The organism is Paraburkholderia sp. GW821-FHT02A12 (assembly GCF_059422005.1).
Map to the genome: position 1 here is coordinate 3972644 of NZ_JBWKWA010000001.1, position 24271 is coordinate 3996914.

At 63.4% G+C, this 24271-nt stretch carries 22 protein-coding genes; 5 read left to right on the plus strand and 17 right to left on the minus strand.

The window, feature by feature from the left end; genetic code table 11:
* The first annotated feature begins 262 nt into the window (after window positions 1-262).
* The gene (locus AC07WT_RS18235) at window positions 263-1108 is read left to right on the plus strand and encodes a MurR/RpiR family transcriptional regulator (RefSeq protein ID WP_492595384.1); all 846 of its coding nucleotides are present in this window, start codon (window positions 263-265) and stop codon (window positions 1106-1108) included.
* Between the two features lie 31 nt (window positions 1109-1139).
* Here the strand turns inward: AC07WT_RS18235 and AC07WT_RS18240 are convergent, their stop codons facing one another.
* The 9 genes from AC07WT_RS18240 to AC07WT_RS18280 form a co-directional block, all read right to left on the minus strand.
* Window positions 1140-1556, minus strand: a complete 417-nt coding sequence (locus AC07WT_RS18240; RefSeq protein WP_494948003.1) for a CopD family protein — start codon at window positions 1554-1556, stop codon at window positions 1140-1142.
* A 163-nt stretch (window positions 1557-1719) separates the two neighbouring features.
* Entirely contained in the window at window positions 1720-2991 is a 1272-nt protein-coding gene (locus AC07WT_RS18245) for a glutamate-5-semialdehyde dehydrogenase (protein ID WP_494948004.1), read from the minus strand.
* 245 nt (window positions 2992-3236) lie between these two features.
* Window positions 3237-4364: a DNA polymerase III subunit delta gene (holA, locus tag AC07WT_RS18250; RefSeq protein ID WP_494948005.1), complete on the minus strand. Its 1128-nt coding sequence runs from the start codon at window positions 4362-4364 to the stop codon at window positions 3237-3239.
* Between the two features lie 55 nt (window positions 4365-4419).
* Window positions 4420-4971: an LPS-assembly lipoprotein LptE gene (locus tag AC07WT_RS18255; protein ID WP_494948006.1), complete on the minus strand. Its 552-nt coding sequence runs from the start codon at window positions 4969-4971 to the stop codon at window positions 4420-4422.
* Between the two features lie 91 nt (window positions 4972-5062).
* Window positions 5063-7657, minus strand: coding sequence for a leucine--tRNA ligase (leuS, locus tag AC07WT_RS18260; RefSeq protein WP_494948007.1), 2595 nt, complete (start codon window positions 7655-7657; stop codon window positions 5063-5065).
* Between the two features lie 183 nt (window positions 7658-7840).
* Window positions 7841-8275: an ExbD/TolR family protein gene (locus AC07WT_RS18265; protein ID WP_494948008.1), complete on the minus strand. Its 435-nt coding sequence runs from the start codon at window positions 8273-8275 to the stop codon at window positions 7841-7843.
* A gap of 29 nt (window positions 8276-8304) precedes the next feature.
* Window positions 8305-9024 (minus strand): MotA/TolQ/ExbB proton channel family protein, encoded by a 720-nt coding sequence (locus tag AC07WT_RS18270; protein WP_494948009.1) that lies wholly within the window; start codon window positions 9022-9024, stop codon window positions 8305-8307.
* A gap of 65 nt (window positions 9025-9089) precedes the next feature.
* Window positions 9090-9887, minus strand: coding sequence for a 4-hydroxy-tetrahydrodipicolinate reductase (gene dapB, locus AC07WT_RS18275; protein ID WP_494948010.1), 798 nt, complete (start codon window positions 9885-9887; stop codon window positions 9090-9092).
* Window positions 9888-9927: 40 nt separating this feature from the next.
* Window positions 9928-10770 carry an outer membrane protein assembly factor BamE gene (locus AC07WT_RS18280; RefSeq protein WP_494948011.1) on the minus strand — a complete coding sequence of 281 codons (843 nt, stop codon included), beginning with the start codon at window positions 10768-10770 and terminating at the stop codon, window positions 9928-9930.
* A gap of 158 nt (window positions 10771-10928) precedes the next feature.
* On the opposite strand from AC07WT_RS18280, the gene fur reads away from it, so the two are divergent.
* Complete coding sequence (gene fur / locus AC07WT_RS18285; RefSeq protein ID WP_012434340.1) at window positions 10929-11357, plus strand: ferric iron uptake transcriptional regulator; 429 nt, start codon at window positions 10929-10931, stop codon at window positions 11355-11357.
* 186 nt (window positions 11358-11543) lie between these two features.
* Here the strand turns inward: fur and AC07WT_RS18290 are convergent, their stop codons facing one another.
* From AC07WT_RS18290 to AC07WT_RS18300, 3 genes are all read right to left on the minus strand, one after another.
* Window positions 11544-12056 carry an ureidoglycolate lyase gene (locus AC07WT_RS18290; protein ID WP_494948012.1) on the minus strand — a complete coding sequence of 171 codons (513 nt, stop codon included), beginning with the start codon at window positions 12054-12056 and terminating at the stop codon, window positions 11544-11546.
* 14 nt (window positions 12057-12070) lie between these two features.
* The gene (gene alc, locus AC07WT_RS18295; RefSeq protein WP_494948013.1) at window positions 12071-13081 is read right to left on the minus strand and encodes an allantoicase; all 1011 of its coding nucleotides are present in this window, start codon (window positions 13079-13081) and stop codon (window positions 12071-12073) included.
* Window positions 13082-13207: 126 nt separating this feature from the next.
* Complete coding sequence (locus AC07WT_RS18300) at window positions 13208-14536, minus strand: C4-dicarboxylate transporter DctA (protein ID WP_494948014.1); 1329 nt, start codon at window positions 14534-14536, stop codon at window positions 13208-13210.
* A 226-nt stretch (window positions 14537-14762) separates the two neighbouring features.
* On the opposite strand from AC07WT_RS18300, the gene AC07WT_RS18305 reads away from it, so the two are divergent.
* Window positions 14763-15461, plus strand: a complete 699-nt coding sequence (locus AC07WT_RS18305; protein WP_494948015.1) for a FadR/GntR family transcriptional regulator — start codon at window positions 14763-14765, stop codon at window positions 15459-15461.
* A gap of 71 nt (window positions 15462-15532) precedes the next feature.
* Here AC07WT_RS18305 and gap read toward each other — a convergent pair whose 3' ends face one another.
* Both gap and tkt read right to left on the minus strand, forming a co-directional pair.
* Window positions 15533-16543, minus strand: coding sequence for a type I glyceraldehyde-3-phosphate dehydrogenase (gene gap / locus AC07WT_RS18310; protein ID WP_494948016.1), 1011 nt, complete (start codon window positions 16541-16543; stop codon window positions 15533-15535).
* A gap of 95 nt (window positions 16544-16638) precedes the next feature.
* Window positions 16639-18660 carry a transketolase gene (gene tkt, locus AC07WT_RS18315; RefSeq protein ID WP_494948017.1) on the minus strand — a complete coding sequence of 674 codons (2022 nt, stop codon included), beginning with the start codon at window positions 18658-18660 and terminating at the stop codon, window positions 16639-16641.
* A 466-nt stretch (window positions 18661-19126) separates the two neighbouring features.
* On the opposite strand from tkt, the gene AC07WT_RS18320 reads away from it, so the two are divergent.
* Together AC07WT_RS18320 and AC07WT_RS18325 are read left to right on the plus strand one after the other, a co-directional pair.
* Window positions 19127-19540, plus strand: coding sequence for a VOC family protein (locus AC07WT_RS18320; protein ID WP_494948018.1), 414 nt, complete (start codon window positions 19127-19129; stop codon window positions 19538-19540).
* A 19-nt stretch (window positions 19541-19559) separates the two neighbouring features.
* A complete protein-coding gene (locus AC07WT_RS18325; protein WP_494948019.1) occupies window positions 19560-20300 on the plus strand; it encodes a 16S rRNA (uracil(1498)-N(3))-methyltransferase in 741 nt (246 codons plus the stop codon).
* A gap of 134 nt (window positions 20301-20434) precedes the next feature.
* On the opposite strand, the gene AC07WT_RS18330 is transcribed toward AC07WT_RS18325, so the two are convergent.
* The 3 genes from AC07WT_RS18330 to AC07WT_RS18340 all read right to left on the minus strand — a co-directional run bounded on the left by AC07WT_RS18330 (window position 20435) and on the right by AC07WT_RS18340 (window position 24163).
* Window positions 20435-20998: a barstar family protein gene (locus AC07WT_RS18330; protein WP_494948020.1), complete on the minus strand. Its 564-nt coding sequence runs from the start codon at window positions 20996-20998 to the stop codon at window positions 20435-20437.
* 16 nt (window positions 20999-21014) lie between these two features.
* Window positions 21015-21428, minus strand: a complete 414-nt coding sequence (locus AC07WT_RS18335) for a ribonuclease (protein WP_494948021.1) — start codon at window positions 21426-21428, stop codon at window positions 21015-21017.
* A gap of 395 nt (window positions 21429-21823) precedes the next feature.
* Entirely contained in the window at window positions 21824-24163 is a 2340-nt protein-coding gene (locus AC07WT_RS18340; protein WP_494948022.1) for an NADP-dependent malic enzyme, read from the minus strand.
* Between the last annotated feature and the right edge of the window lie 108 nt (window positions 24164-24271).

Below are 24271 nucleotides of genomic sequence, written 5' to 3' on the forward strand. Positions count from 1 at the left end.
CGCGCGCACTATGCCAGGCAGGTGTCGCGGGGATGTCGGATCAACCGACGACGCAATCTTAGTAGAAAAACTACACGATCGCAATGACGACCCCTGCTGCACTGCCGCATCTTCGAATTGCCTGCATCGCCTTACTGGCGGCCAATCAGCGATGAGCACGCAAAACCCAGGGATTACACCTAGAGCGTTAAATGTAGTTTTTGTACCTTCCTGGGCAATCAGATATAGTCCACGCATTCTTCAGCATAGTGCGAGTTTTCCAATGATGCTGTCTCAGGTGGAAGAGATGCGCGAGCAGCTGCGCCCGTCCGAGCGCAAGCTGGCCGATTACGTGATCGAAGCGCCACGCGAGGTGCTGGATCTGTCAATGACCGAGGTGGCCGCGCGTGCCGGCGTCAGCCAGCCGACCATTGCGCGGTTCTGTCATGCGCTCGGTTTTTCGGGCTTCCGCGAGTTCAAGATCCGGCTGGCGCAAGGCATCGCGGCGGAAGTGCCCGCCGTCTACCGCGACGTGCGACCCGACGAGCCGACGCCGGGCGTCGCCGCGAAGGTGCTCGACCGGACCATCGGCGCGCTGATCCAGGTGCGCAACAACCTGTCGTCGGACAGCGTGGCGGCGGCGATCGCGCTGCTGGCGCAGGCGCGGCGCATCGAGTTCTACGGCGCGGGCGGCTCGGGCATTGCCGCGCTCGACGTGCAGCACAAGTTCTTTCGCCTCGGCATGCCGAGCGTCGCGTATTCGGACCCGCATACGTTTCTGATGTCGGCGGCGCTGCTGGGCGTTGGCGACGTAGTGGTGGCAATCTCGAATACGGGCCGCACGCGCGATATCGTCGACGCGGCAAAGTTGGCGCTCGCCGCGGGCGCCAAAGTGATCGCGATCACGCACGGCAACTCGCCGCTCGCGCGGCTCGCGACGGTCGGCTTGTTCGCCAACGTCGATGAAGATACGGACATCTTTTCGCCGATGACCTCGCGCGTCTCGCATCTGGCGATTGGCGACATTCTGGCGGTGGGCGTGGCGTTGAGCCGTGGACCGGAACTGGTCGGCAAGCTGGCTCAGGCGAAGGAAGTGATTAATCGACGCCGGATTGACCCTGGCGGCTGACGCGCCGCACGCAAGTCCGGCGCGTGCTGCCTCAAAACGGCTTCAAAACAACCAAAGCCACCGCCGCCAGCATCCCCAGCACCGGCAGTTCATTGAACATCCGATACCACTTATGCGAGCGCGTATTCTCACCGCGCTCGAAGGTCCGCAGCAACACGCCGCAGTACGCGTGATAGACGATCAGCAGCACGACCACGCCCACCTTCGCGTGAATCCAGCCTTGCCCGCGGCCGATCCCCACCACGAGCCACAGCCACACGCCGCACAACAGCGCCGGCACCGCGATGAACGACATAAAGCGGAACAGCTTGCGCGCCATGAGCAGCAAGCGCCGCACCGCGGCGGGTTCCGTTTCCATCGCCAGATTGACGAAGATGCGCGGCAGATAGAACAGGCCGGCGAACCAGGAAGCAATCAGAACGATGTGAAACGTCTTTACCCAGAGCATCTGGCGGTCCTTGTACCTTGTACCTTGTACCTTGTACCTTGTACCTTGTACCTTGTACCTTGTACCTGTGCGATTGTTTGGCGTGTTTCGAGCGAGTTGGCGCGGCTGCGTTGCACAGCCGCGCTATTGCCGCGGTCCTGGTGGTGCTGGCCGCCCTGCGTGGTTACTGCCGGCCTTCGCCGTGCCCCAGCACCACGTATTTCAGCGACGTCAGCCCTTCCAGCCCTACCGGTCCGCGCGCGTGCAGCTTGTCGTTCGAGATGCCGATTTCCGCGCCCAAGCCGAATTCAAAGCCGTCCGCGAAACGCGTCGACGCGTTGACCATCACGCTCGCCGAATCGACTTCACGCAGGAAACGCATCGCGCGGTCGTGGTCTTCGGTGACGATCGCGTCGGTGTGCCGCGAACTGTACGTGTTGATGTGTTCGATCGCCGCGTCGAGACCGTCGACCACCTTGATCGCCAGCACCGGCGCGAGATACTCGGTGCGCCAGTCTTCTTCGGTGGCATCGACGAGCGGACCCACGCCCGCCTCCGACAATACCGCCCGCGCCGCGGCATCCACCCGCAGTTCGACTTCCTTGCTGCGGTACAGCTTGCCCAAAGGCGGCAGCACTTCAGCCGCGATACCGCGCGCGACCAGCAGCGTTTCCATTGTGTTGCAGGTGCCGTAGCGGTGCGTCTTGGCGTTGTCGCAGACGGTCAGCGCCTTGGCCAGATCGGCGCGATCGTCGACATACACGTGGCAGATGCCGTCGAGGTGCTTGATCATCGGCACACGCGCTTCGTTCATCAGGCGCTCGATCAGGCTCTTGCCGCCGCGCGGCACGATCACGTCGACGTATTCGGTCATCGTGATCAGCTTGCCCACCGCGGCGCGATCCGACGTGGCCACCACTTGCACGGCGTCCTGCGGCAAACCGGCAGCTTCCAGCCCTTCGCCGATCAGCTTCGCGAGCGCCGTGTTGCATTCGAGCGCTTCGGAGCCGCCGCGCAGAATCGTCGCGTTGCCGGACTTCAGGCACAGCGCGGCGGCATCGATCGTCACGTTCGGACGCGATTCGTAGATGATGCCGATCACGCCGAGCGGCACGCGCATCTGACCGACCTGAATGCCGCTCGGCCGGTACTTCAGATTGCTGATTTCGCCTATCGGATCGGCCAGCGCGGCGACTTGCCGCAAACCTTCGACCATCGTCTTCAGCGCCTTGTCCGACAGCGTCAGACGGTCGATGAACGCAGCGTCCAGACCTTTGTCGCGGGCCCGCGCGACGTCGCGCGCGTTGGCTTCCTTGAGCAACTCGGACTCGCGTTCGATCGCCTTGGCAACGGCCGCGAGCGCGGCATTCTTCGCCGCCGTCGACGCCCGCGCCATCGCACGCGAAGCGTGGCGGGCGCGGCGGCCGAGGTCGGTCATGTACTGGTCGATATCCATGGTGATTCTCGTGATGCCGCGCACGTTCACGTGCAGCGGACAGGCAGAATGAGCGAAAGATGAAACGATTGTAAGTCGGGCGGCGGCGCTTTGCTCGGCGCGGCGGCGGTGATTCCAAGGGCTAGACTCTCTGCATCCTGGACGTCGGCGTTAAGAGACGCCTTCGAAACCACCGGCGGTGCAACTCACGCCTTACCGCTCTTGCGCATCGAGCCGCGCCAAACCGCCGCGGCAGTCCAGGCAGATCAGACTGGCCTTCGTGCCGGAGCCGACGCAGTTGCCGCCGGGCGAGGTCGCGGGGGCGGCACTGACGCCGCTTTTTTCGGCGAAGCCACAGTCATGGCCAGTTCGAACAGGCCGTCCCAAGGGTCGGGCGGCGGATCGTTACGATGATTGCCCGGCGTGCTGCCGGAAAGACCCTTCACCTGGCGATCCAGCCGCGCGGCCAAAGCAAGCGCCTTCTCCAGCGCGCCCTCAGTGACGCGCGACAGCGCCGGTCCGATCAGCCGCTCGCGCGGACCCCACACGCGGTTCTCGCGCACCAGCATCGCAAGCGGCTTGCCCGCCGCGACGCCGCGCTTGATCCGCAACAGCGTGCGCACTTCTTCGACAACCGCCCACAGCACCAGCACGGCAGCCTCGCCTTCGCCGCGCAAACCGTCGAGCATGCGCGACAAACGGCCGACGTCGCCCGCCAGCATCGCTTCGTTCAGCTTGAAGACGTCGTAACGGGCGACATTCAGCACGGCGTCCTGAATCTGTTCGAAGCTCAACGTACCGGCCGGATAGAGCAGCCCGAGTTTCTGAATTTCCTGATGCGCGGCGAGCAGATTGCCTTCCACGCGCTCGGCGATGAACGCCAACGCGCGCCGCCCTTCTTCGCCGGCGGCGACTCGCTGGCCTTGGGCTGCGAGACGCTGGCCGACCCAGTTCGGCAACTGCGCGCGCTCGACCGGATCGATTTTCAGCGCGACGCCCGCATCGGCCAGCGCGGTAAACCATGCGGACTTTTGCGTGGCCGCATCGAGCCGCGGCAGCGTGATCATGGTCAGCACGTCGTCATTGACAGCGCCGGCGAGCGCCTTCAGCGCATCCGCGCCTTCCTTGCCGGGCTTGCCCGACGGAATGCGCAATTCGACCAGTTGGCGGTCGCCGAACAGCGACATCGACTGACTCGCGCCAAGCAGCGAACTCCAGTCGAAGCCGCGCTCGACAGTAAACACCGAGCGGTCGGTGAAACCGGCCGCCCGCGCCGTCGCGCGAATCCGGTCGCATGCTTCCTGCGCGAGCAGGTGCTCGTCGCCGTACACGACGTACAGTCCGGCGAGTCCCCTGGCGAGATGCGCTTCAAGCGCGTCAAGTCGCAATTGCATGGCTACCGATCGGCGAGATTGAACAAATAAGACAACGAAGACAAAGCGGCGACGCTCACAGCGGCGGCGGCGGCAGCGGCGCACGCGGCGCGACCCCCGGCACTTCCTGGCCCGGCGCCGGATGCAGCGACTTCACGATCGCCAGACGGCGCGTGAGCTGGTCGATCGCGTCGTTTTCCATGTCGGCGAACAGAATGTCCGATTCCGCGGCCTTGGCCTGCGAGTACTGGTCGCTATAGGTCATCGCGCGGTTCAACGCGATCACGCTCGGCGGAATCAGCACGGTGCCGTCCTTGCCGACCAGCGTGTAGTTCATCGAAAGATTCATCTGATACTCCTCGACCACGCCGAGCGAGTTCAAGGTCAGCGTACTGGTGCCGCGGCCTTCGGTAATCTGCAGCGTCGCGTCGGCATTCGAGACCGAATTGACCACCACCGTATCGCTGCCGCCCTGCACGATGCGCGTGAGCCGCGCGCCGGCCGCGGCCGAACCGCCGGAGACATAGAGGCGTTTGAATGCGTAGTCCTGCTGGCCGCGCAGCTGGAAGCCGCAAGCGGTCAACATCAGCACGCTGCAAGCCAGCGTCAAAAACGATCTGCGAGTCACATTGGCTCCTGGTTCGCAGTAGATTCCGCAGCGCAGACAAGCGCCGCCGCGCGCGGCGGCGTCCTGTCCGAAGTCATGTTTGCGTGCGCCGTCAAACGACCACGTTCACGAGGCGGCCCGGCACCACGACGATCTTCTTCGGCGCCTTGCCTTCGCTGAACTTCGCGACCATTTCGTGCGCGGCCGCGATCTGTTCAATCGCGTCACGCGAGGCGTCCTTTGCCACCGTCAGCGCGCCACGCACCTTGCCGTTCACCTGCAGCACGAGTTCGATCTCGGCCTGCTCCAGCGCCTGTTCGTCGACCTTCGGCCACGGCGCGTCGAGCAGCGAGCCGAATTCGTCGGCATAACCGAGTTCCTGCCACAGCTGGAACGTCTGATGCGGCACGACCGGGTACAGCACGCGCAGCATCACGCTATACGTTTCACGCAGCACGGCCGGTTGTGCGCCCTTCGCGCTGTCGAGCGCGTTGAGCATCTTCATTGCCGCCGACACCACCGTGTTGTACTGCAACCGCTGATAGTCGAAGTCGGCCTGCTTCAGCACGCTGTAGATCTCGCGGCGCAGCGCCTTGTCGGCCTCGCCGAACGTCGCGGCCTCCAGCTTGCCGTCCGCGCGCAGCGCGGCTTCGTTCGCGTGGCCGAAGCTCCACACGCGGCGCAGGAAGCGGCTCGCGCCTTCCACGCCCGAACCGGACCATTCGAGCTGTTGCTCGGGCGGTGCGGCGAACATCACGAACAGACGCGCGGTATCCGCACCGTACTGGTCGATCAGCAATTGCGGATCGACACCGTTGTTCTTCGACTTCGACATCTTCTCGACGCCGCCGAGCACCACCGGCTGGCCGTCCGCATTCAGCACGGCGCCGACCGGGCGGCCCTTGTCGTCGAACGTGACGGTGACCTCGGCCGGGTTGTACCAGGTCTTCTTGCCCGCTTCGTTTTCGCGGTAGTAGGTTTCGTTGAGCACCATGCCCTGCGTGAGCAGGTTCCTGGCCGGCTCGCCGAACTTGACGAGACCCAGGTCGCGCATCACCTTCGCCCAGAAGCGCGAGTACAACAGGTGCAGGATCGCGTGCTCGATGCCGCCGATGTACTGGTCCATCGGCGCCCAATACTCGGTGCGCTCGTCGACCATGGTCTTCGCATCCGGCGCCGCGTAGCGGTAGAAGTACCACGACGAATCGACGAACGTGTCCATCGTGTCGGTTTCGCGCCTGGCCGCGCCGCCGCACGTCGGGCAGGTGCAGTTCACGAACGCTTCGGACTTCGCGAGCGGGTTGCCCGTGCCGTCCGGCACGAGGTCTTCCGGCAGCACGACCGGCAGATCCTTTTCCGGCACCGGCACGTCGCCGCACTTCGGACAGTGGATGATCGGAATCGGCGTGCCCCAGTAACGCTGGCGCGACACGCCCCAGTCACGCAGACGCCACGTGACCTGCTTGTCGCCAAGGCCGAGTTCTTTCAGATCGGCGGCGATCGCGTCGACCGCCTGCTCGTAGTTAAGGCCGTCGTACTTGCCGCTGTTGACGCAAACGCCGCCCTCCTTGTCGCCGTACCATTCTGCCCAAGCTTCGGTCGAGAATTCCTTGCCCTCGACGGCGACCACCTGCCTGATCGGCAGACCGTATTTCTTCACGAACGCGAAGTCGCGCTCGTCGTGCGCCGGCACGCCCATCACCGCGCCTTCGCCGTAGCTCATCAGCACGTAGTTGCCGATCCACACTTCGACCTGTTCCTGCGTCAGCGGATGCGTGACGTAGAAGCCGGTGCCCATGCCCTTCTTTTCCATCGTCGCGACGTCGGCTTCGGCGACGCCGCCGCGCTTGCATTCTTCGATGAAGGCTTGCAATTCCGGCTTGTCTTGCGCGAGACGCGTGGCGAGCGGATGCTCTGCGGCGATTGCGCAGAAGGTCACGCCCATGATCGTGTCGGCGCGCGTGGTGAACACGCGCAGCAGCTTCTGCTCGCCGTCGATCTCATACGGGAAACCGAAGTTCACGCCGAAGCTCTTGCCGATCCAGTTCTGCTGCATGATCTTGACGCGCTCGGGCCAGCCGAGGCCTTCGAGATCGTTCAGCAGTTCGTCCGCGTACTGCGTGATGCGCATGTAGTACATCGGGATTTCGCGCTTTTCGACCAGCGCGCCCGAGCGCCAGCCGCGGCCGTCGATCACCTGCTCGTTGGCGAGCACGGTCTGGTCGACCGGGTCCCAGTTGACGGTGCCGGTTTTCTTGTACGCGATGCCCTTTTCGAGCATCTTCAGGAACAGCCACTGGTTCCACTTGTAGTAATCGGGGCTGCAGGTCGCGACTTCACGCGACCAGTCGATCGCGAGGCCCATCGACTGCATCTGCTTCTTCATGTACGCGATGTTGTCGTAGGTCCACTTGGCCGGCGGCACGTTGTTGGCCATCGCGGCGTTTTCCGCCGGCATGCCGAACGCGTCCCAACCCATCGGCATCAGCACGTTGTAGCCGTTCATCCGCAGATAGCGGTACATCACGTCGTTGATCGTGTAGTTGCGCACGTGCCCCATGTGCAGCTTGCCCGACGGGTACGGCAGCATCGAGACGCAATAGAATTTGGGCTTGTCGGTGGTTTCCGTCGTCTTGTACGCGTCGATGGCGCGCCATTGCCCTTGCGCGGCGGATTCGACGTCGGAGGGAACGTATTTTTCGTGCATGGTGTGATGGGATCGCTGGGTTCGGTGCTTTCGCACCGGCCGCTTTGGTGCTCTGCTGGATGAAATGGCGTCGTTTCCCCTTCTGCGGGGGAAAGGGCTGATTATACCGTCCGCGGACGGGTGCGCCGCGTGGCATGGTGCGCGGGCCCGACACGGCTCGGCCGGAGCAAAGCCGGATTGGCGCTACTTCTGGCTCGCCCCCGGCGGCGGCGGGTCGGTCACGAAGCCGATCCGCTCGAGCCCCGCCTGCTGCGCCGCGCCCATCACCTGTGCGATCACCTCGTAGCGCGTCGAGCGCTCGGCGCGCAGGTGAATCTCGGGCTGGTCGGCCTCTTTGCCCGCTTGCACGAACCGCGCGCGCATCTGCTCAAGCGTGATGACGTTGCCGTTCCAGTACAGCTTGCCGAAGGCATCGATTGAAAGGGAAATGGTTTGCGGTGTTTGCCGCGCGGACGCAGCGGCGACTTTGGGCAGATCGAGCCGGATCGCGTGCGTGAATAAAGGCGCGGTAATGATAAAAATCACCAGCAGCACCAGCATCACGTCGATCAGCGGCGTCATATTGATCTCGGCCATCGGCGCGGCCGTCTGCCTTTTTTCGAGTCCGCCGAATGCCATGTCGACTCCTCCTGCCTGAGCGGGCGCGCCTAGCGGGCCGGAGCCCGGGCCGGGACTTGCTGGGGTTGGGACTGGGGCTGGATCTGATCCGCCGGCGCGCACACGTAGGCGTGCAGATCGTGCGCGAAGCCGTCGAGTTCCTCCGACAACTGCCGCACCAGACGCCCGAGCACGTTATAGGCGAGCACCGCCGGAATCGCGACCACGAGGCCGAAGGCCGTCATGATGAGCGACTCGCCGACCGGGCCTGCGACGTTCTCGATCATGGCCTGACCGCTCGCCGCGATGCTGCCGAGTGCATGATAGATGCCCCAGACGGTGCCGAGCAAGCCGACGAACGGCGCCGTGCTGCCCACCGAGGCCAGCAGCACCTGACCGAACTCGAGCCGCCGCTGCGACGCGCTGAGCGCCTGACGCAACGCCCGCAGCACCCGCTCGCTGCGCTCCACGCGGGCGAGCAGCGCGCCCGGAATGTCCACTTCGACCGCATGCAGCGCGGCTTCGGCAAGCGGCGTGAAAACGCGCTCGCGGTCCACGCGCCTGAGCGCCGCGACGCCCTCGGAAAGCGTGGGCGCCTTCCAGAACTGCGTGATCGCGCGCGTCGCCTGACGTTTCGCGCGCCCCAAAATCCAGCTTTTGACGATCAGAAAGCACCAGCTCGCAATCGACATAGCCAGCAGCACATACGCGACGGCATGCGTGATCGCGTCGCTGGTTTGCAGGTAATGAGTAATGCCGCTGCCTGCCATCTGACCTCGCCTTCGGAAAGTGATTACCGGGGCACAAACGGGGCCGCAACGGCCCCGTGAGATGCTCAACGCAGGCCGAGCACGTCCTGCATGTCGAACAGGCCGTTTGCGTGCCCTTCGAGGAAACGTACTGCGCGCAGCGCGCCTTGCGCGTACGACAGGCGGCTCGCCGATTTGTGCGTGATTTCGATACGCTCGCCGATGCCCGCGAACAGCACCGTATGGTCGCCGACGATATCGCCGCCGCGAATCGCCGAGAAACCGATGGTGGACGGATCGCGTTCGCCGGTCACACCTTCGCGGCTGTAGACGGCGCAGTCGTCGAGATTACGGCCGAGCGCGTGGGCGATCACTTCGCCCATAGTCAGCGCGGTGCCGGACGGCGCGTCGACCTTGTGACGGTGATGCGCCTCGATGATTTCGATGTCATAGCCGGTCGCGAAATGCTTCGCGGCGTATTCGAGCAGCTTCAGCGTCACGTTGACGCCGACGCTCATGTTCGACGCGAACATGATGGCGATCTTGTCCGCGGCCGCGCGCAGCAGCGCTTTCTGCTCGTTGTCGAAACCGGTCGTGCCGATCACCATTTTCACGTTGTGACGCCGCGCGGCTTCCAGATGCATCAGCGTGCCCTCGGGGCGCGTGAAGTCGATCAGGTAGTCCGATTCGGCGAACACGCGCTCGATGTCGTCGGTAAGCGCGACGCCCGTCTGCTTGCCGAGAAATGCACCGGCGTCCTGACCGAGTTGCGGGGAGCCTGCACGGCCGAGCGCGCCGGACAGCGTGGCGCCGGAATCGTTAAGGACGGTTTCGATCAGCATCCGGCCCATACGGCCCGATGCGCCGGCAATGGCAATTTTCATGGCTACGACGCTTGGAAATGACAAAAAACGGACAGCTCGATCAGCCGCCCGTTCCCGAGGTTGCGGGCGAAGAGGTCAGCGGCGCGTTATACGTCGTGCCGCCAGTGCTGCTTTGCGGGCCCGTCGGTCCCACCGGATTGTCCTGCGAGCCCGGCACCTGCGGCGGCGGCGGACGATGGAACTGGAACTGCGGCTGGCCTGCGGCCGTGGGGCCCTGCGGCGGCACACCGCCGCCGTTGGCGGTCGGCGCGCTCGAGCGCACTGATGACTGTGTTCTGCCCGACGGCGCCGGCACCGCATTGGTCGCACGATTGGCGGCCTGTGCGGCTTCGGCGTTGGCGTCCGTGGACGGCGCACCCGCTGCGGCGGCCTCGGCGGACGGCGAGCGCGTGGTGTCCACCGTCATCGGCGCTGCGGCCACCGGCGCGCTGGCGGCGCTTGCGGCACTGGCGCCGCTCGCTGCGGCCGGCACGGCGGCAGCCTTCTTGCCGCGCTTGTCGCCGTCGATTTCGGCGAGCAGTTCGAGGTTGGACGGCAGATCTTCGCCGCCCGACCAGCTGGCGACACGGTCGCCCGCGAAGGTAATCACGAAGTCGCGCTGTTGCACGACATTAGCCGAGCCGCGCTTGAAATAGAACACGTAGTCCCAGCGATCCGCGTGGAACATGTCGGTGAGCAGCGGCGTGCCGAGCAACTGGCGCACCTGCGCGCGCGACATGCCGACCTGCATCTGCGAAGCCGCTTCTTTCGAGACGAAATTGCCTTGCACGACCGTAATCCGATACGGCGTGATGCTTTGTGCAACGCGCTGCGTCAGGCTGTCGTAGGTGGAACATCCGGCAAGAACCGCGACAGTCACAGCAGCGATCAAGGTACCCCGCATGCGGCTCCCCCGGTAGATCAATTGAGATTTTGAAATCATTTCACTCACCGTGCGGGCCCAAGGACGAGCCGCGCGAGTTTCATTCCATCGAAGATGACCAGAACGGCAAAAACACATTACTATGAGAGCCCAGCATTGTACTCTAGGGATCCCTTGTCATGACCAATCCAACCGATCTCAAGAATATCGGGCTCAAGGCGACCCTACCGCGCCTCAAAATCCTTGAGATTTTCCAGCATAGCCCGGTACGCCACCTGACCGCAGAAGACGTCTACCGCAACCTGCTGCATGAAGAACTCGATATCGGCCTGGCAACCGTGTATCGCGTGCTGACGCAGTTCGAGCAGGCCGGCCTTCTGTCGCGCAGCAACTTCGAATCAGGCAAGGCGGTATTCGAGCTGAACGAAGGGTCGCATCACGATCACCTCGTGTGCCTCGATTGCGGACTCGTCGAAGAGTTTTTCGACTCCGAAATCGAAAGCCGCCAACAGTCCATCGCGAAGGAACGTGGCTTCAAGCTGCAGGAACACGCGTTGGCGCTGTACGGCGCCTGCACGAAGGAGAATTGCCCGCATCGCAAGCATTGACGCGATGTTGCAGGCCGCGTCGGGGTACGCGGTCCAGCAGGCAAACGCACAAAGACCCGGCCGATGAAAATCGGCCGGGTCTTTTTTTACCTACGATTACGACGTGCGCGGCGTCGCAGCCGTGCTGCGCATTCGGCCTCGAATCCGGCCTCGAATCCGGCTTTACTGCCGACCCCGCTTCAGGCCCTATTCCGCCATTTCGAGGCTGGCTTCGAACACGAGCCGGCGCGGCTCGGCCAACGGCAATTCGTCGCAGTTGGGTTGTTCGCCGCCACGATCCATCACAACGAAGTCGCACACCTGCCCGAGCGCGAGCAGCGGATGGTGCCAGACGCCTTTCGCATAGTTCACGCCCTGCCAGCCGTCGGTCCAGAAAGCCCGCATCTGCGCCGGATCGAACTCGCCCGCCGGCGCGACGACCACCAGATATCGGCGCGCCGTTAAGGGAATGAAAGCCTGGCTGCCCAGCGGGTGCCGCTCCATCATCGCGATTTCGACCGGCAGAGCGCGGGGTTGCGCGCGAAACACGCTGATCAGCGGCCGCCCGCCGTTTTCCGTGACGTCGACCTTGGCAAGGTCGTGATAGCGCTCCGTCGTACCGCCGTTGATCGGGAAATGGCGCGCGCCGTCCAGCTCGATGACGTCGCCGAACGGCGCGAAAGCCGCGCGCGTCAGACGCTCCGTCTGCAATGTCTTCATCGACACGACTCCTGTCAGGCGATCTCGCCCCACAACCGCAGGCGCGACACGCCGCCGTCCGGAAAGATATTGAAACGCACATGGGTCACCGGCCCGAGCGACGCGAGTTCCGCGGCGAACGTGTGCACGTGGTCCATTTGCAGCTTCTGTTCGTCGAGCAGCACCGGCCAGAACATCGCCTGGGTGACGAGCGAATCGTCAGTGCCGCCCGTGACCGACGCCGCCTGCAGCGAACAGCGGTCGGGGAAATTGCCCTTGAAGTGCGCCGTATCGACTTCGATCTTACGAATCACGCCCGGTCGCGCGAGCGCGACGATCGCCCAATCATTGCCTGGCTCGCGACGGCGCCGGGTCTCCCAGCCGTCGCCCATGTCGACGCCGCGCCCCGGCATCAGCATCTGCGAGGCCGGGCCGAAATGCTGGTTGTTCGCGGCGACGAGGTACGCACCGTTTTCGATCGCGGCGAGATCCAGCAGCGTGCCGCGTTCGACCCGAGCCCAGTCGCGCTGCGGCTGACCGTACACGCGCAGGCGCGCAAGACCGCCGTCCGGATACAGATTCACGCGCAGATGCGTGAAGGCGCGCGCGTCGTTCACTTCGACGTAATGGTGCTGGTTGCCCTGCAGCGTGGTTGCCGGCACGAGCGTTTGCCAATCGGCGTTGTCCGGCGGGACCTCGCCGTCCACCTGACACGCGTCGATCGACGCGGCCGGCGGGAAGTTGCCGGTGAAGTGGCTCGTGTCCAGATCGACGCCGTGCACGACGCCCGGCCGCGCAAGCCTGATCACGCAATAGTCGTGGCCGGTGGTGCGCTTGCGGCGGGTTTCCCAGCCGTCCATCCACTTGCCGTGGTCGTCGTACTTGCCCGGAATGAACACCGCCGGCTGCGGCTCGAGCATGCGTTCTTTCGGCGCGAAGAATTCATCGCTGGCGTAAAGCGCCTTCGCTCCCAGACGCGGGTCGGCGAGGTTCATATAGCGACGGGTGAAAGCAGGAGCGTTGAGGTCGAGGATCGGATTAGCCATAGTCTCGGTCAGGCGACAGTGAGTGATGGAGGTAACAACCAGGCAACAACCAGGCAACAACCGGCAGATTCACCGCATCCGCCGGCCGGCAAGCGCGCAGCATCGGCTCGCGCGAAATCGGATGAATCAGACCGCGGGGGCGTGATCGCCGGCGGCAGACTCGACGCCCGGGTCTTCACCGGCGGACACAAAGCGCAGCGCGGCGTCGCGGTTCAGCACGCGATGGGCGCGGCTCCGGTCGATATCGTTTTCCCACACGGCGACGACCACCGTGGCGACGCAGTTGCCGATCAGGTTAGTGAGCGCGCGGGCGATGCCGACGAACCAGTCGACCGGGAGGATCAGCACGAGACCGAGCACGGGAATCGCCGGAATCGCGGACAGGGTGGCGGCCAGAATCACGATCGCCGAGCCGGGAATGCCGTGCGCGCCCTTCGACGTCACCAGCGAAACCAGCACCACCACGATCAGATCGTGCATCGACAGCGGCGTGTTGGTGGCTTGCGCGATGAAGATCACCGCGAGCGTCAGATAGATCGAGAAGCCGTCGAGATTGAAGGAGTAGCCGGTCGGAATCACCAGCCCGACTGTCGAATCCTTGACGCCCATCCATTCGAGCTTGCGCATGATCTGCGGCAGCACCGCATCCGACGAAGCCGTGCCGAGCACGATCGACAGCTCTTCGCGCAGATAGCGGATCAGCTTGAAGATGCTGAAGCCGGCCAGACGCATCACGATGCCGAGCACGACCACCACGAACACGATGCAGCTCGCGTAGAACACCAGCACCAGCATGCCGAGTTGCTTGAGCGATTCGACGCCATAGGCGCCGGTGGTGAAAGCGATCGCGCCGAGCACCCCGAGCGGCGCGAGCTTGATGATGAAACTCATCACGCGGAAGAACACCTGCGCCAGCTCGTCGATCAGGCTGCTGACACGCTGCGCCTTAGTGCCGAGCAAGGACAGCGCCGAGCCGAACAGCACCGAAAACACGAGAATCTGCAGGATGTCGCCGGTCGCGAACGCGTTGATCGCCGTGTCGGGAATGATCTTCAGAAGAAAACCGGCCGTGTCCTTCAGGCTCTTCGCGTGCTCGGTGTAGGTGGACAGCGAAGCGGGATCGAGCGAATGCAGGTCGATATTCATGCCGACGCCCGGCCGCGTCACGTAGGCCAGCACCGCGCCGATCACGAGCGCAATCGTCGTCATGATTTCGAAGTAGACCACCGCCTTCAGGCCGACCCGCCCCACTTTGCGCAGATCGCCGGCATGCGCCATGCCGCTCACGACGACGCAAAAGACGATCGGGCCGATCACCATCTTGATCAGCTTGAGAAAGCCGTCGCCGAGCGGGCGCAGCGATTGGGCGAAATGCGGGAACGCGGCGCCGAGCACAATGCCCGCCACCAGCGCTATGACGACCCGGCCAAACAGTGAATTGAAAAATTTCAACACGGCTTCCTCCTGGTTACGATTCTCATCTGTTCAGACTGGTCCGACCAGTGCTGTTATTTCGAATAGTAGGAAGCCGATATACTGGCGTCAAGGATTCAAAGCACGGTGTTTACCCGTTCATTTTGCCGGATTTCGGGGCCGGGTTGCTCAGTACGGGCGGCTGTCCGTACGCGCGTTCAGAACGCGTATTACAATACTGGTCAGACCGCACCACAAGTGAGCCAGGATGAAAAACGTTCCGCATACCGTTACTGATGCCGCCATCGCGACCATCCGCGACCGGATCGAAGCGGGCGCCTATCCGGTGGGCAGTTTGCTGCCGGCGCAGCGCCAGCTCTCCGAAGAACTGGCGATCAGCCGCGCGTCGCTGCGTGAAGCGCTGTCCACCCTCGAAGCGCTCGGTTTGCTGGTGATACGCCCCGGTAAGGGCGTGTATGTGGAAAGCGCGCAGGCTACGGCTGCGCGATCGTGGCGCTTCGCGGAGCAATCGTCGCTGCCGGATACTTACCAGATGCGTTTCGCGCTTGAAGGCTTTGCCGCGCGAATGGCGGCGCTGGCCGTCAGCGACGCCGATCTCGCATGGTTCGAAGACAATATCGCGGCGATGCACGAAGCGCTCACCTGCGAAGAACTCGACGAAGCCGCCCAGCTCGACTACGACTTCCACATGCGAATCGTGAGCATTGCCGGCAATGCGGCCATCGAATCGATTTTGCGCAGCAGCGCTGACGTCATGAAGGAGAGCCAACGGCTGCCGTTCTATCGGCGCGAGCTTGTGCTGTCCACTTACCACGAGCATCGCGCGATTCTCGACGCGCTCAAGGCGCGCGATTCCGCGGCGGCCGGCAAAGCGATCGAAACCCATATCGCCAACGCCGCGCAGCGCGCCGGCGTTTACTTCCCGACCCCGCAGGCGCGGGCGTAAAAAAGCCGCTCCGAAGAGCGGCTCTTTTGTCCCTGCGGCCAGAGCTGCAGGGCATACGAAACAGACTCGCCTTATTTCGCGTTGGCGAGCGCCACAGCCGTGTCCAGCATGCGGTTCGAGAAGCCCCACTCGTTGTCGTACCAGCTCGACACCTTCACCAGACGGCCCGACACCTTGGTCAGCGTTGCGTCGAACGTCGACGAAGCTGGGTTGTGGTTGAAGTCGATCGAGACCAGCGGTGCGTCGTTGTAGCCGAGGATGCCCTTCAACGCGCCTTGCGATGCTTCCTTCATGATCGCGTTGACTTCTTCGACCGTCGTGTCGCGCGCGGCGATGAACGACAGGTCGACGACCGACACGTTGATCGTCGGGACGCGAATCGCGTAGCCGTCCAGCTTGCCATTCAGTTCCGGCAACACCAGCCCGACAGCCGATGCGGCGCCGGTCTTGGTCGGGATCTGGCTGTGCGTGGCCGAACGCGCGCGGCGCAGGTCTTCGTGGTACACGTCCGTCAGAACCTGGTCGTTCGTGTACGCGTGAATCGTCGTCATCAGACCGTTCACGAGGCCGATCTTGTCGTTCAGCGGCTTGACGAGGGGTGCCAGGCAGTTGGTCGTGCACGATGCGTTCGAGATCACCGTGTCCGATGCCTTCAGCACGTTGTGGTTCACGCCGTAGACGATCGTTGCGTCGACGTCCTTACCGCCCGGCGCCGAAATGATGACCTTCTTCGCGCCGCCCTTGATGTGCGCGCTGGCCTTTTCCTTGGTCGTGAAAAAGCCCGTGCATTCCATCACGACGTCGACGTTCAGCTCGCCCCACGGCAGTTCCGCCGGGTTGCGATTGGCCAGCACGCGGATCCTGTCGCCGTTGACAACGAGGTAGTCGCCGTCCACCGACACTTCGCCCGGGAACTTGCCGTGCGCCGTGTCGTATTGCGTCAGGTGAGCGTTCGTCCTGGCATCGCCTAGATCGTTGATGGCGACGATTTCGATATCGTGCTTCTTGCCGTTTTCATAGAAGGCGCGCAGCGTGTTGCGGCCGATCCGGCCGTAGCCGTTGATTGCGACGCGAATCGTCATGGTCTATCTCCTGATGGCTGAAAAAAATACGTCCATTCCGTCTGACTGGCTGCGTTGCCGCACGTTCGCACGCGTGCGGCAACGCTTGCCGAAGATCAGCCGAGTGCGGCTTTAGCCGTCTCTACGACGTGCTCGACGGTGAAGCCGAAATGCTTGAACAGCACGCCCGCCGGGGCCGATTCGCCGAACGTGTCGATCCCGACCACGCCGCCTTCCAGACCCACATACTTGCGCCAGAAATCCGTGACGCCCGCTTCGATCGCGACGCGGCGCACACCGTGCGGCAAGACGCGTTCCCGGTAGGCGGCGTCCTGCTTGTCGAACACGGTGGTCGACGGCATCGACACAACACGTGCCGCAATGCCTTCGCGCGCCAGCGGCTCGACGGCCTTCAACGCCAGTTCGATTTCCGAACCCGTTGCGATCAGGATGATCTTGCGCGCGACGATCTCGTCGTTCCAGTCGCGCAACACGTAGCCGCCCTTTTCGATGTTGGCGATCTGCGCGTCCGTGCGCTCCGAGAACGGCAGGTTCTGACGGCTGAAGATCAGGCACGACGGGCCTTGATGCTCGACCGCGTGGGTCCAGGCCACCGCCGTTTCGACCGTATCGGCCGGGCGCCACACTTGCAGATTCGGAATCAGACGCAGGCTCGCGACATGTTCGATCGACTGGTGAGTCGGACCGTCTTCGCCGAGGCCGATCGAGTCGTGCGTGAACACGAAGATCGACGGCGCTTTCATCAGCGCGGCCACGCGCAGCGCGTTGCGGCTGTAGTCGGAGAAGGTCAGGAACGTGCCGCCGAACGCCTTGAAGCCGCCATGCAGCGCGACGCCGTTGATCGCGGCGCTCATGCCGAACTCGCGCACGCCGTAGTTCACGTAGTTGCCGGCGGCCTTGCCTTCCGCGTTCACGCGCACGGGCTTGGCGGCCTTCCAGTTGGTCAGGTTCGAGCCGGTCAGGTCGGCGGAACCGCCGAGCAGTTCCGGCAGCACCGCCGACAACCCTTCGATTGCTTGCTGCGATGCCTTGCGCGTCGCGACGGTTTCCGCGCGTTCGTTCGCACCGGCGATGATTGCCTGCGCCTTTTCCTTCCAGTCGGCGGGCAGTTGCTTCGCGTTGCGGCGCGTGAATTCAGCCGCCTCCTGCGGGTATTTCGCCGCGTATTGCGCGAATGCCTTGTCCCAGTCGGACTCGAGGCGCGCGCCGGCTTCCTTCGCGTCCCACGCTGCGTAGACTTCCTGCGGAATCACGAACGGCTCCCACTTCCAGCCGATGGCCGCGCGGGTCGCCGCGATTTCCTTTTCGCCGAGCGGCGCGCCGTGCGAATCGTGGCTGCCGGCCTTGGTCGGCGCGCCTTCGCCGATCACGGTCTTGCAGCAGATCAGCGTGGGCTTGTCCGATTGCCTGGCTTGCTTGATCGCGGCGTCGACTGCGTCGACGTCATGGCCGACCACGTTCGGAATCACGTTCCAGCCGTACGCTTCGAAGCGCTTGGGCGTGTCGTCGTGGAACCAGTGGACCACTTCGCCGTCGATCGAGATGCCGTTGTCGTCGTAGAACGCGATCAGCTTGTTCAGCTTCAGCACGCCGGCGAGCGAGCAGGCTTCATGCGAGATGCCTTCCATCAGGCAGCCGTCGCCGACGAACACGTACGTGTGGTGGTCGACGATCTTCGCGTCAGGCTTGTTGAATTCGGTGGCGAGCAGCGATTCGGCGAGCGCCATACCGACTGCATTGGCCAGACCCTGGCCGAGCGGGCCCGTGGTGGTTTCGACGCCCGGCGTGATGCCGTATTCCGGGTGACCCGGCGTCCTGGAATGCATCTGGCGGAAGTTCTTCAACTCTTCGATCGGCAGGTCGTAGCCGGTCAGATGCAGCAGCGAATACAGCAGCATCGAGCCGTGGCCGTTCGACAGAATGAAGCGGTCGCGGTCGGCCCAATGCGGATTCTTCGGGTTGTGGCGCAGATGGCGCGACCACAAAGCCACGCCGATTTCGGCCATGCCCATCGGCATGCCGGGGTGGCCGGAATTCGCTTGTTGAACGGCATCCATGGACAACGCGCGGATTGCGTTCGCCATCAGGGAGGTGTGTGCGGGAGACGGGGTCGTCATGTCGAGTCCGGAGACAGAGTCCAAAAAGCGGTGCGCGCTTGAGGCCCGGAAGCTCGGAGGCCAGTCCGCCTCGGCGCACGGTGCGGCGCCGGGAGACGCGAAACGGGCAGAGCAAACGGACAAGGCTGAAAGCGTGACATTCTAACAGAACGTTGACTCGCCCCTCGCGCGTAACCCCCGCTCGTTGCACCGCTGACGATCTGCGCGTCGAACTGGTGATCGGCGATGCTGCGCATTACGTCGCGTCCAATCGACGCGCCGAAGCATGACGACGCGGCCATGCACGCCGGACTGTTCTCGGCTTCTCGGTCCGTGCACGATAAACTAAGTCAATTCTTAAAGCCATCGCGGTAACGCAGGAGCAAAATGCACGGTCCAGTCGGCGCGCTATCGGTTATCGATACGGCGGCCGCCCGCCTGGCTTCGCAGCACGCGCCCCGCAAACTCAATAGATCCGGAGAAATCCATGACCGCCCCCCGCCCAGCCGGTGTGCCCTGGTTGACCCCCTATCTGACGGTACGCGACGCACGTGCCACGACCGCGTTCTTCGAAGCGGCATTCAGTTTCGAAGTACGCGACAGTGTCCAGGACGACGGTGTTGTCATGCATGTCGAGATGACCTATCAAGGCCAATTGATCGTGATGTTCGCGCCGGAAGGCGCGTTCGGCTCGGCTGCCAGGACACCCAAAAGCGCAGGCGCGATTGCGCCGCAATCGTTCTATCTCTATGTCGACGATGTCGACGCGGTTTACGCGCGGGCACTGGCCGCCGGCGCAAAATCGCTGAGCGAGCCACAGGATCAGTTCTGGGGCGACCGGTTTGCCCAGGTCGAAGATCTGGACGGCTACCGTTGGGCGCTCGCTCGCCACCTTTCCTGAACCAATGAGTATTTTTTTGATGCCTCGCTTCTTCGTCGGTACACCTCTTCAGCCCGGCGACATCATGCAGCTTCCCGATGACGTCACGCGCCACATTCTCGTGCTGCGTTTGCAGCCCGGCGATTCGATCGTGCTTTTCAACGGCGAAGGCGGCGAGTATAGCGCCGAACTCGTCGAAGTCGAACGCCGCTCAGCCAAGGTAAGGATCCACGAATTCCGCAATATCGAAGTTGAAGCGCCGTATCGCCTGACGCTCGCTCAAGGCATCGCCGGCGGCGATAAGATGGACTGGCTGGTCGAAAAGGCAGTCGAACTGGGCGCATCCAGTTTCGTGCCGCTCACCACCACGCGCAGCGTCGTGCGTCTTGCCGGCGACCGCGCGCAGCGGCGGCATGCGCACTGGCAAGGCATCGTGCGCGCCTCGTGCGAACAGTGCGGGCGCAACCGCCTGCCGGAAATCATGCCGGTGCGCGAGATCGCCACCTGGCTCGGCGCGCTGCCGCGCGAGCCTGAAGAGGGCGAACTGCGAATCCTGCTCTCGCCACGCGCGAGCATCAGCTTTTCGGCGCTGCCGGCCAATCCGCCGTACGGCCGTGTGACCGTGCTGGTCGGACCGGAAGGCGGTTTTTCGGCCACTGAGGAAGCGGCGGCGACCGATCACGGTTTCACGGCCGTCGGTCTCGGTCCACGCGTGCTGCGTACCGAAACCGCCGGTATCGCGGTGCTCTCGGCACTGGCGGCTCGCTGGGGCGGCTGGTAAGCAGCCCTGACGCGCGGCGCCTTGCAGACCGCGGCAGTCCGGCAGCCGAACTGAGAACCAGAGATTCGAACACCAAAGCAAAAGGCCCGCGATTCGGCGGGCCTTTTGCTTTCTTTTACTGCGGCAAGCGGCGTTCAGGCAAACGAATAAAACACCCGGAACGCGACCTTGCGCTCGGCCCAGAACTCGGCCGCTTCGCGGAACACGTCCAATAGCGTCTCGCGCCCTTCCTTGTCGAATTTCTGTGCGAGCGGCAGTTGCTCGAGCACGATCACGAAGCCGGGCTGCGCGCCCGCTTTGTGAACCAGATCGGTCAGACAATCGTAGAGCGCATCGTAATTCTTGCCAAAATGCTTCGGAAACAGGAACGACGTAGCAATGGTCTCGAGCACTTCCTGCTTGGTCTGCGCGTTTGCGCAGTACGCATACAGAAAATGCTGTCCGAGCTGATTGGCTTCATCAGCTAGATCCTGCACGCGAAACGCGCGGATCGACTGTACGATGTTCGGTCGCACGGTCTGGAAAAGACTCATGGGCTCCTCGTTCGATGAAAGCACCGTGCTGGCTTCGCTCTGGTTATTCTCCCGGCCTTGACCGCCGGCGCGCATCTTCATGACGCGCTGGAACAAATTGCCGTCGCCGGCCGCGAAAAGATCCGTCGCGACTCCGGAGTCGTGCGCGTAGACGTTGTCGCTCATGCCGTTCATCCCGATGTCATTCAACAATACGATTAAAACTGGTGTAGTGGTCGTCGGAGTAGTAACAGTTATCGGTTCGCTTTAGCGGACCTCCGCAGACGATGCGACGCGCGCCGCGATTATGTGCGCGAGGCGTAGGAACGGTGTATTCGTGGTAATAGCCGCGCCGATGCGGCGGCAGCAACCGTTCGTGATTGCCGAATACAATGCCGTCCTTCTCATACCGGTAAGGCCCGCCTGCGGCAATCAAGTTCAATGTATTGACCGCTTCGCGCGGCAACTGCGCCGCCGAGATGGTGCCCTGTACTTGCGTGTCTGCACTGGCGGGCGCCGCGTAGTCGCGCGCAAACGCGCCAGGCACGGAGCCGGATAAGCCGCAGAACGTCAAAGCACCGATCAGCACGCCATTGCGTAGCCAGTTGCGTGCCATGAATCAGGGTTCCCCGCTGTTAGATCACGAGTTTGACGACCATGAAAGACGTAAGGGTATCGCTAAAGCCCCCCGGAATCAACGTTCGCTCGGCAGGCAAAAGGTTCCAATCGCGCGGCAAAGCGCCTCGGCGCGGGCTTTGACGACTTTTGACAGAAATTTTAGCCTGTACAGGCTAAAATTAGCTTAATAGTGCACTTGAGGATGCAGTTGGGGATCAAGTTGCCGTAGCTCCGCCCCTGTGGGCCGGTCGTATGGTCCCTCAAGGCGAAATGGCTTTGTTCAGCCTTTTTTGGGTGGCTATCCCCTGTTCACCCTAAGGCGTGCCCATTGCGGGCACGCCTTTTTTTTCGTCTGAGGCCCGATGCGCTCGGGTTCCCAGCTTCAGTCCCGGATTAACGGGCGGCGATCACGTCCGCAACCAGCAGCGCCGTCATGTTGACGATGCGGCGAACCGTGGCCGATGCGGTCAGCACGTGCACCGGCTTGGCCGCGCCCAGCAGCATCGGACCGATCGCGATGTTGTTGCCCGCGGCGGTCTTCAGCAGGTTGTACGAGATGTTGGCCGCGTCGATATTCGGCAGCACCAGCAGGTTCGCGTCGCCTTCGAGCGTCGAGTCAGGCAGCACTTCGCGGCGCAGATTCGCGTCGAGCGCGACGTCGCCGTGCATTTCGCCGTCCACTTGCAGGTCCGGCGCGCGCTCGCGCAGGATTTCCAGCGTGTCGCGCATTTTCTGCGCGGTCGGCGCGTTGCTCGAACCGAAGTTCGAATGCGACACCAGCGCGATCTTCGGTTCGATACCGAAACGGCGCACTTCTTCGGCGGCCATGATCGTGATTTCGGCGAGCTGTTCCGGCGTCGGATCGACGTTCACGTGCGTATCGACCAGGAAAATCTGCCGGTTCGGCAACACCAGCGCGTTCATTGCCGCGTAGACAGCGCAACCTTCGCGCTTGCCGATCACCTGATCGATGAAGTGCAAATGACGATGCGTGGTGCTGATCGTGCCGCAGATCATGCCGTCCGCCTCGCCCTTCTTCACCAGCATCGCGCCGATCAGCGTGGTGCGGCGGCGCATTTCGAGCTTGGCCATCTGCGCGGTGATGCCCTTGCGCGACATCATCTTGTGATATTCCTGCCAGAAGTCGCGGTAGCGCTCATCGTGGTCGGTATTGACGACCGTGTAGTCCTGCCCCGCCACCAGACGCAGACCGTAGCGCGCGATGCGCTGCTCGATCACCGCCGGACGGCCGATCAGAATCGGCTTGGCGAGCTTTTCGTCGACGATGATCTGCATCGCGCGCAGCACGCGCTCTTCTTCGCCTTCCGCGAACACGATGCGCTTCTTCGCCGGCTCGACGCTGCGCGCCAGCTGGAAGACCGGCTTCATCGTCGTGCCGCTGTGATAGACGAATTGCTGCAGATGCTGTTCATACGCGTCCATGTCCTCGATCGGACGCTGGGCGACGCCCGAATCCATCGCGGCCTTCGCCACCGCCGGCGCGACCTTGACGATCAGGCGCGGGTCGAACGGCTTCGGAATCAGGTATGCCGGACCAAACGAGAGATCCTGGATGCCGTACGCTGCTGCGACGATGTCGCTCTGCTCCTGGCGCGCCAGTTCGGCGATCGCATTGACCGCCGCGATTTCCATTTCACGCGTGACCGTCGTCGCGCCCGCATCCAGCGCGCCGCGAAACAGGAACGGGAACACCAGAACGTTGTTCACCTGGTTCGGATAGTCCGTACGGCCCGTGCAGAGCACCGCGTCCGGGCGCACTTCGAGCGCCAGCTCCGGCAGGATTTCCGGCGTCGGGTTGGCGAGCGCCAGAATCAGCGGCTTATCCGCCATCTGCTTGACCATGTCCTGCTTGAGCACGCCGCCGGCTGAGAGACCCAGGAAAATGTCCGCGCCGCCAATTGCTTCGGCGAGCGTGCGGGCTTCGGTTTCGCGTGCGAAGCGTTCCTTGTCCGGGTCCATCAGTTCGGCGCGGCCCTTATAGACCACACCGGCCAGATCGGTGACGGTGATGTTTTCGAGCGGCAAGCCGAGATCGACCAGCAAATCCAGACAGGCCAGCGCCGCCGCGCCCGCACCGGACGACACCAGCTTGACCTTCTTGATGTCCTTGCCGACCACCTTCAGACCGTTGGTGATCGCCGCGGCAACGACGATCGCGGTGCCGTGCTGGTCGTCGTGGAAGACCGGAATCTTCATGCGCTTGCGGCATTCGCGTTCGACGATGAAGCAGTCCGGCGCCTTGATGTCTTCGAGATTGATGCCGCCAAAGGTCGGCTCAAGCGCCGCGATCACGTCGACCAGCTTGTGCGGATCGGACTCGTTCAGCTCGATATCGAACACGTCGATGCCGGCGAACTTCTTGAACAGGACGGCTTTGCCTTCCATGACCGGCTTCGACGCGAGCGGCCCGATGTTGCCGAGACCCAGCACCGCGGTGCCGTTGGTAACGACGCCCACCAGATTGCTGCGCGCAGTGAAGCGGGCAGCGTTCAGCGGGTTTTCGACGATTTCCTCGCACGCGAACGCGACGCCCGGCGAGTACGCCAGCGCGAGGTCGCGCTGGTTGATCATCTGCTTGGTCGGGGCGATCGCGATCTTCCCGGGCGTGGGGAACTCGTGATAATCGAGAGCGGCTTCGCGGAGTTTGCTATTGACGGGAGTCGACATAAGGCGGGCTTCGAAGGGCGGATTAGAATAGATGTTCGACGGCATTGTAGCCCCAATCGCCGCCCCAATTCCTTCAATACGGGTACAACTGCCGCGACTGAAATACAGCGAAAGGTGCGCGAAGCGCGCTTCGGGCGGAGCGCGAGTCGAATG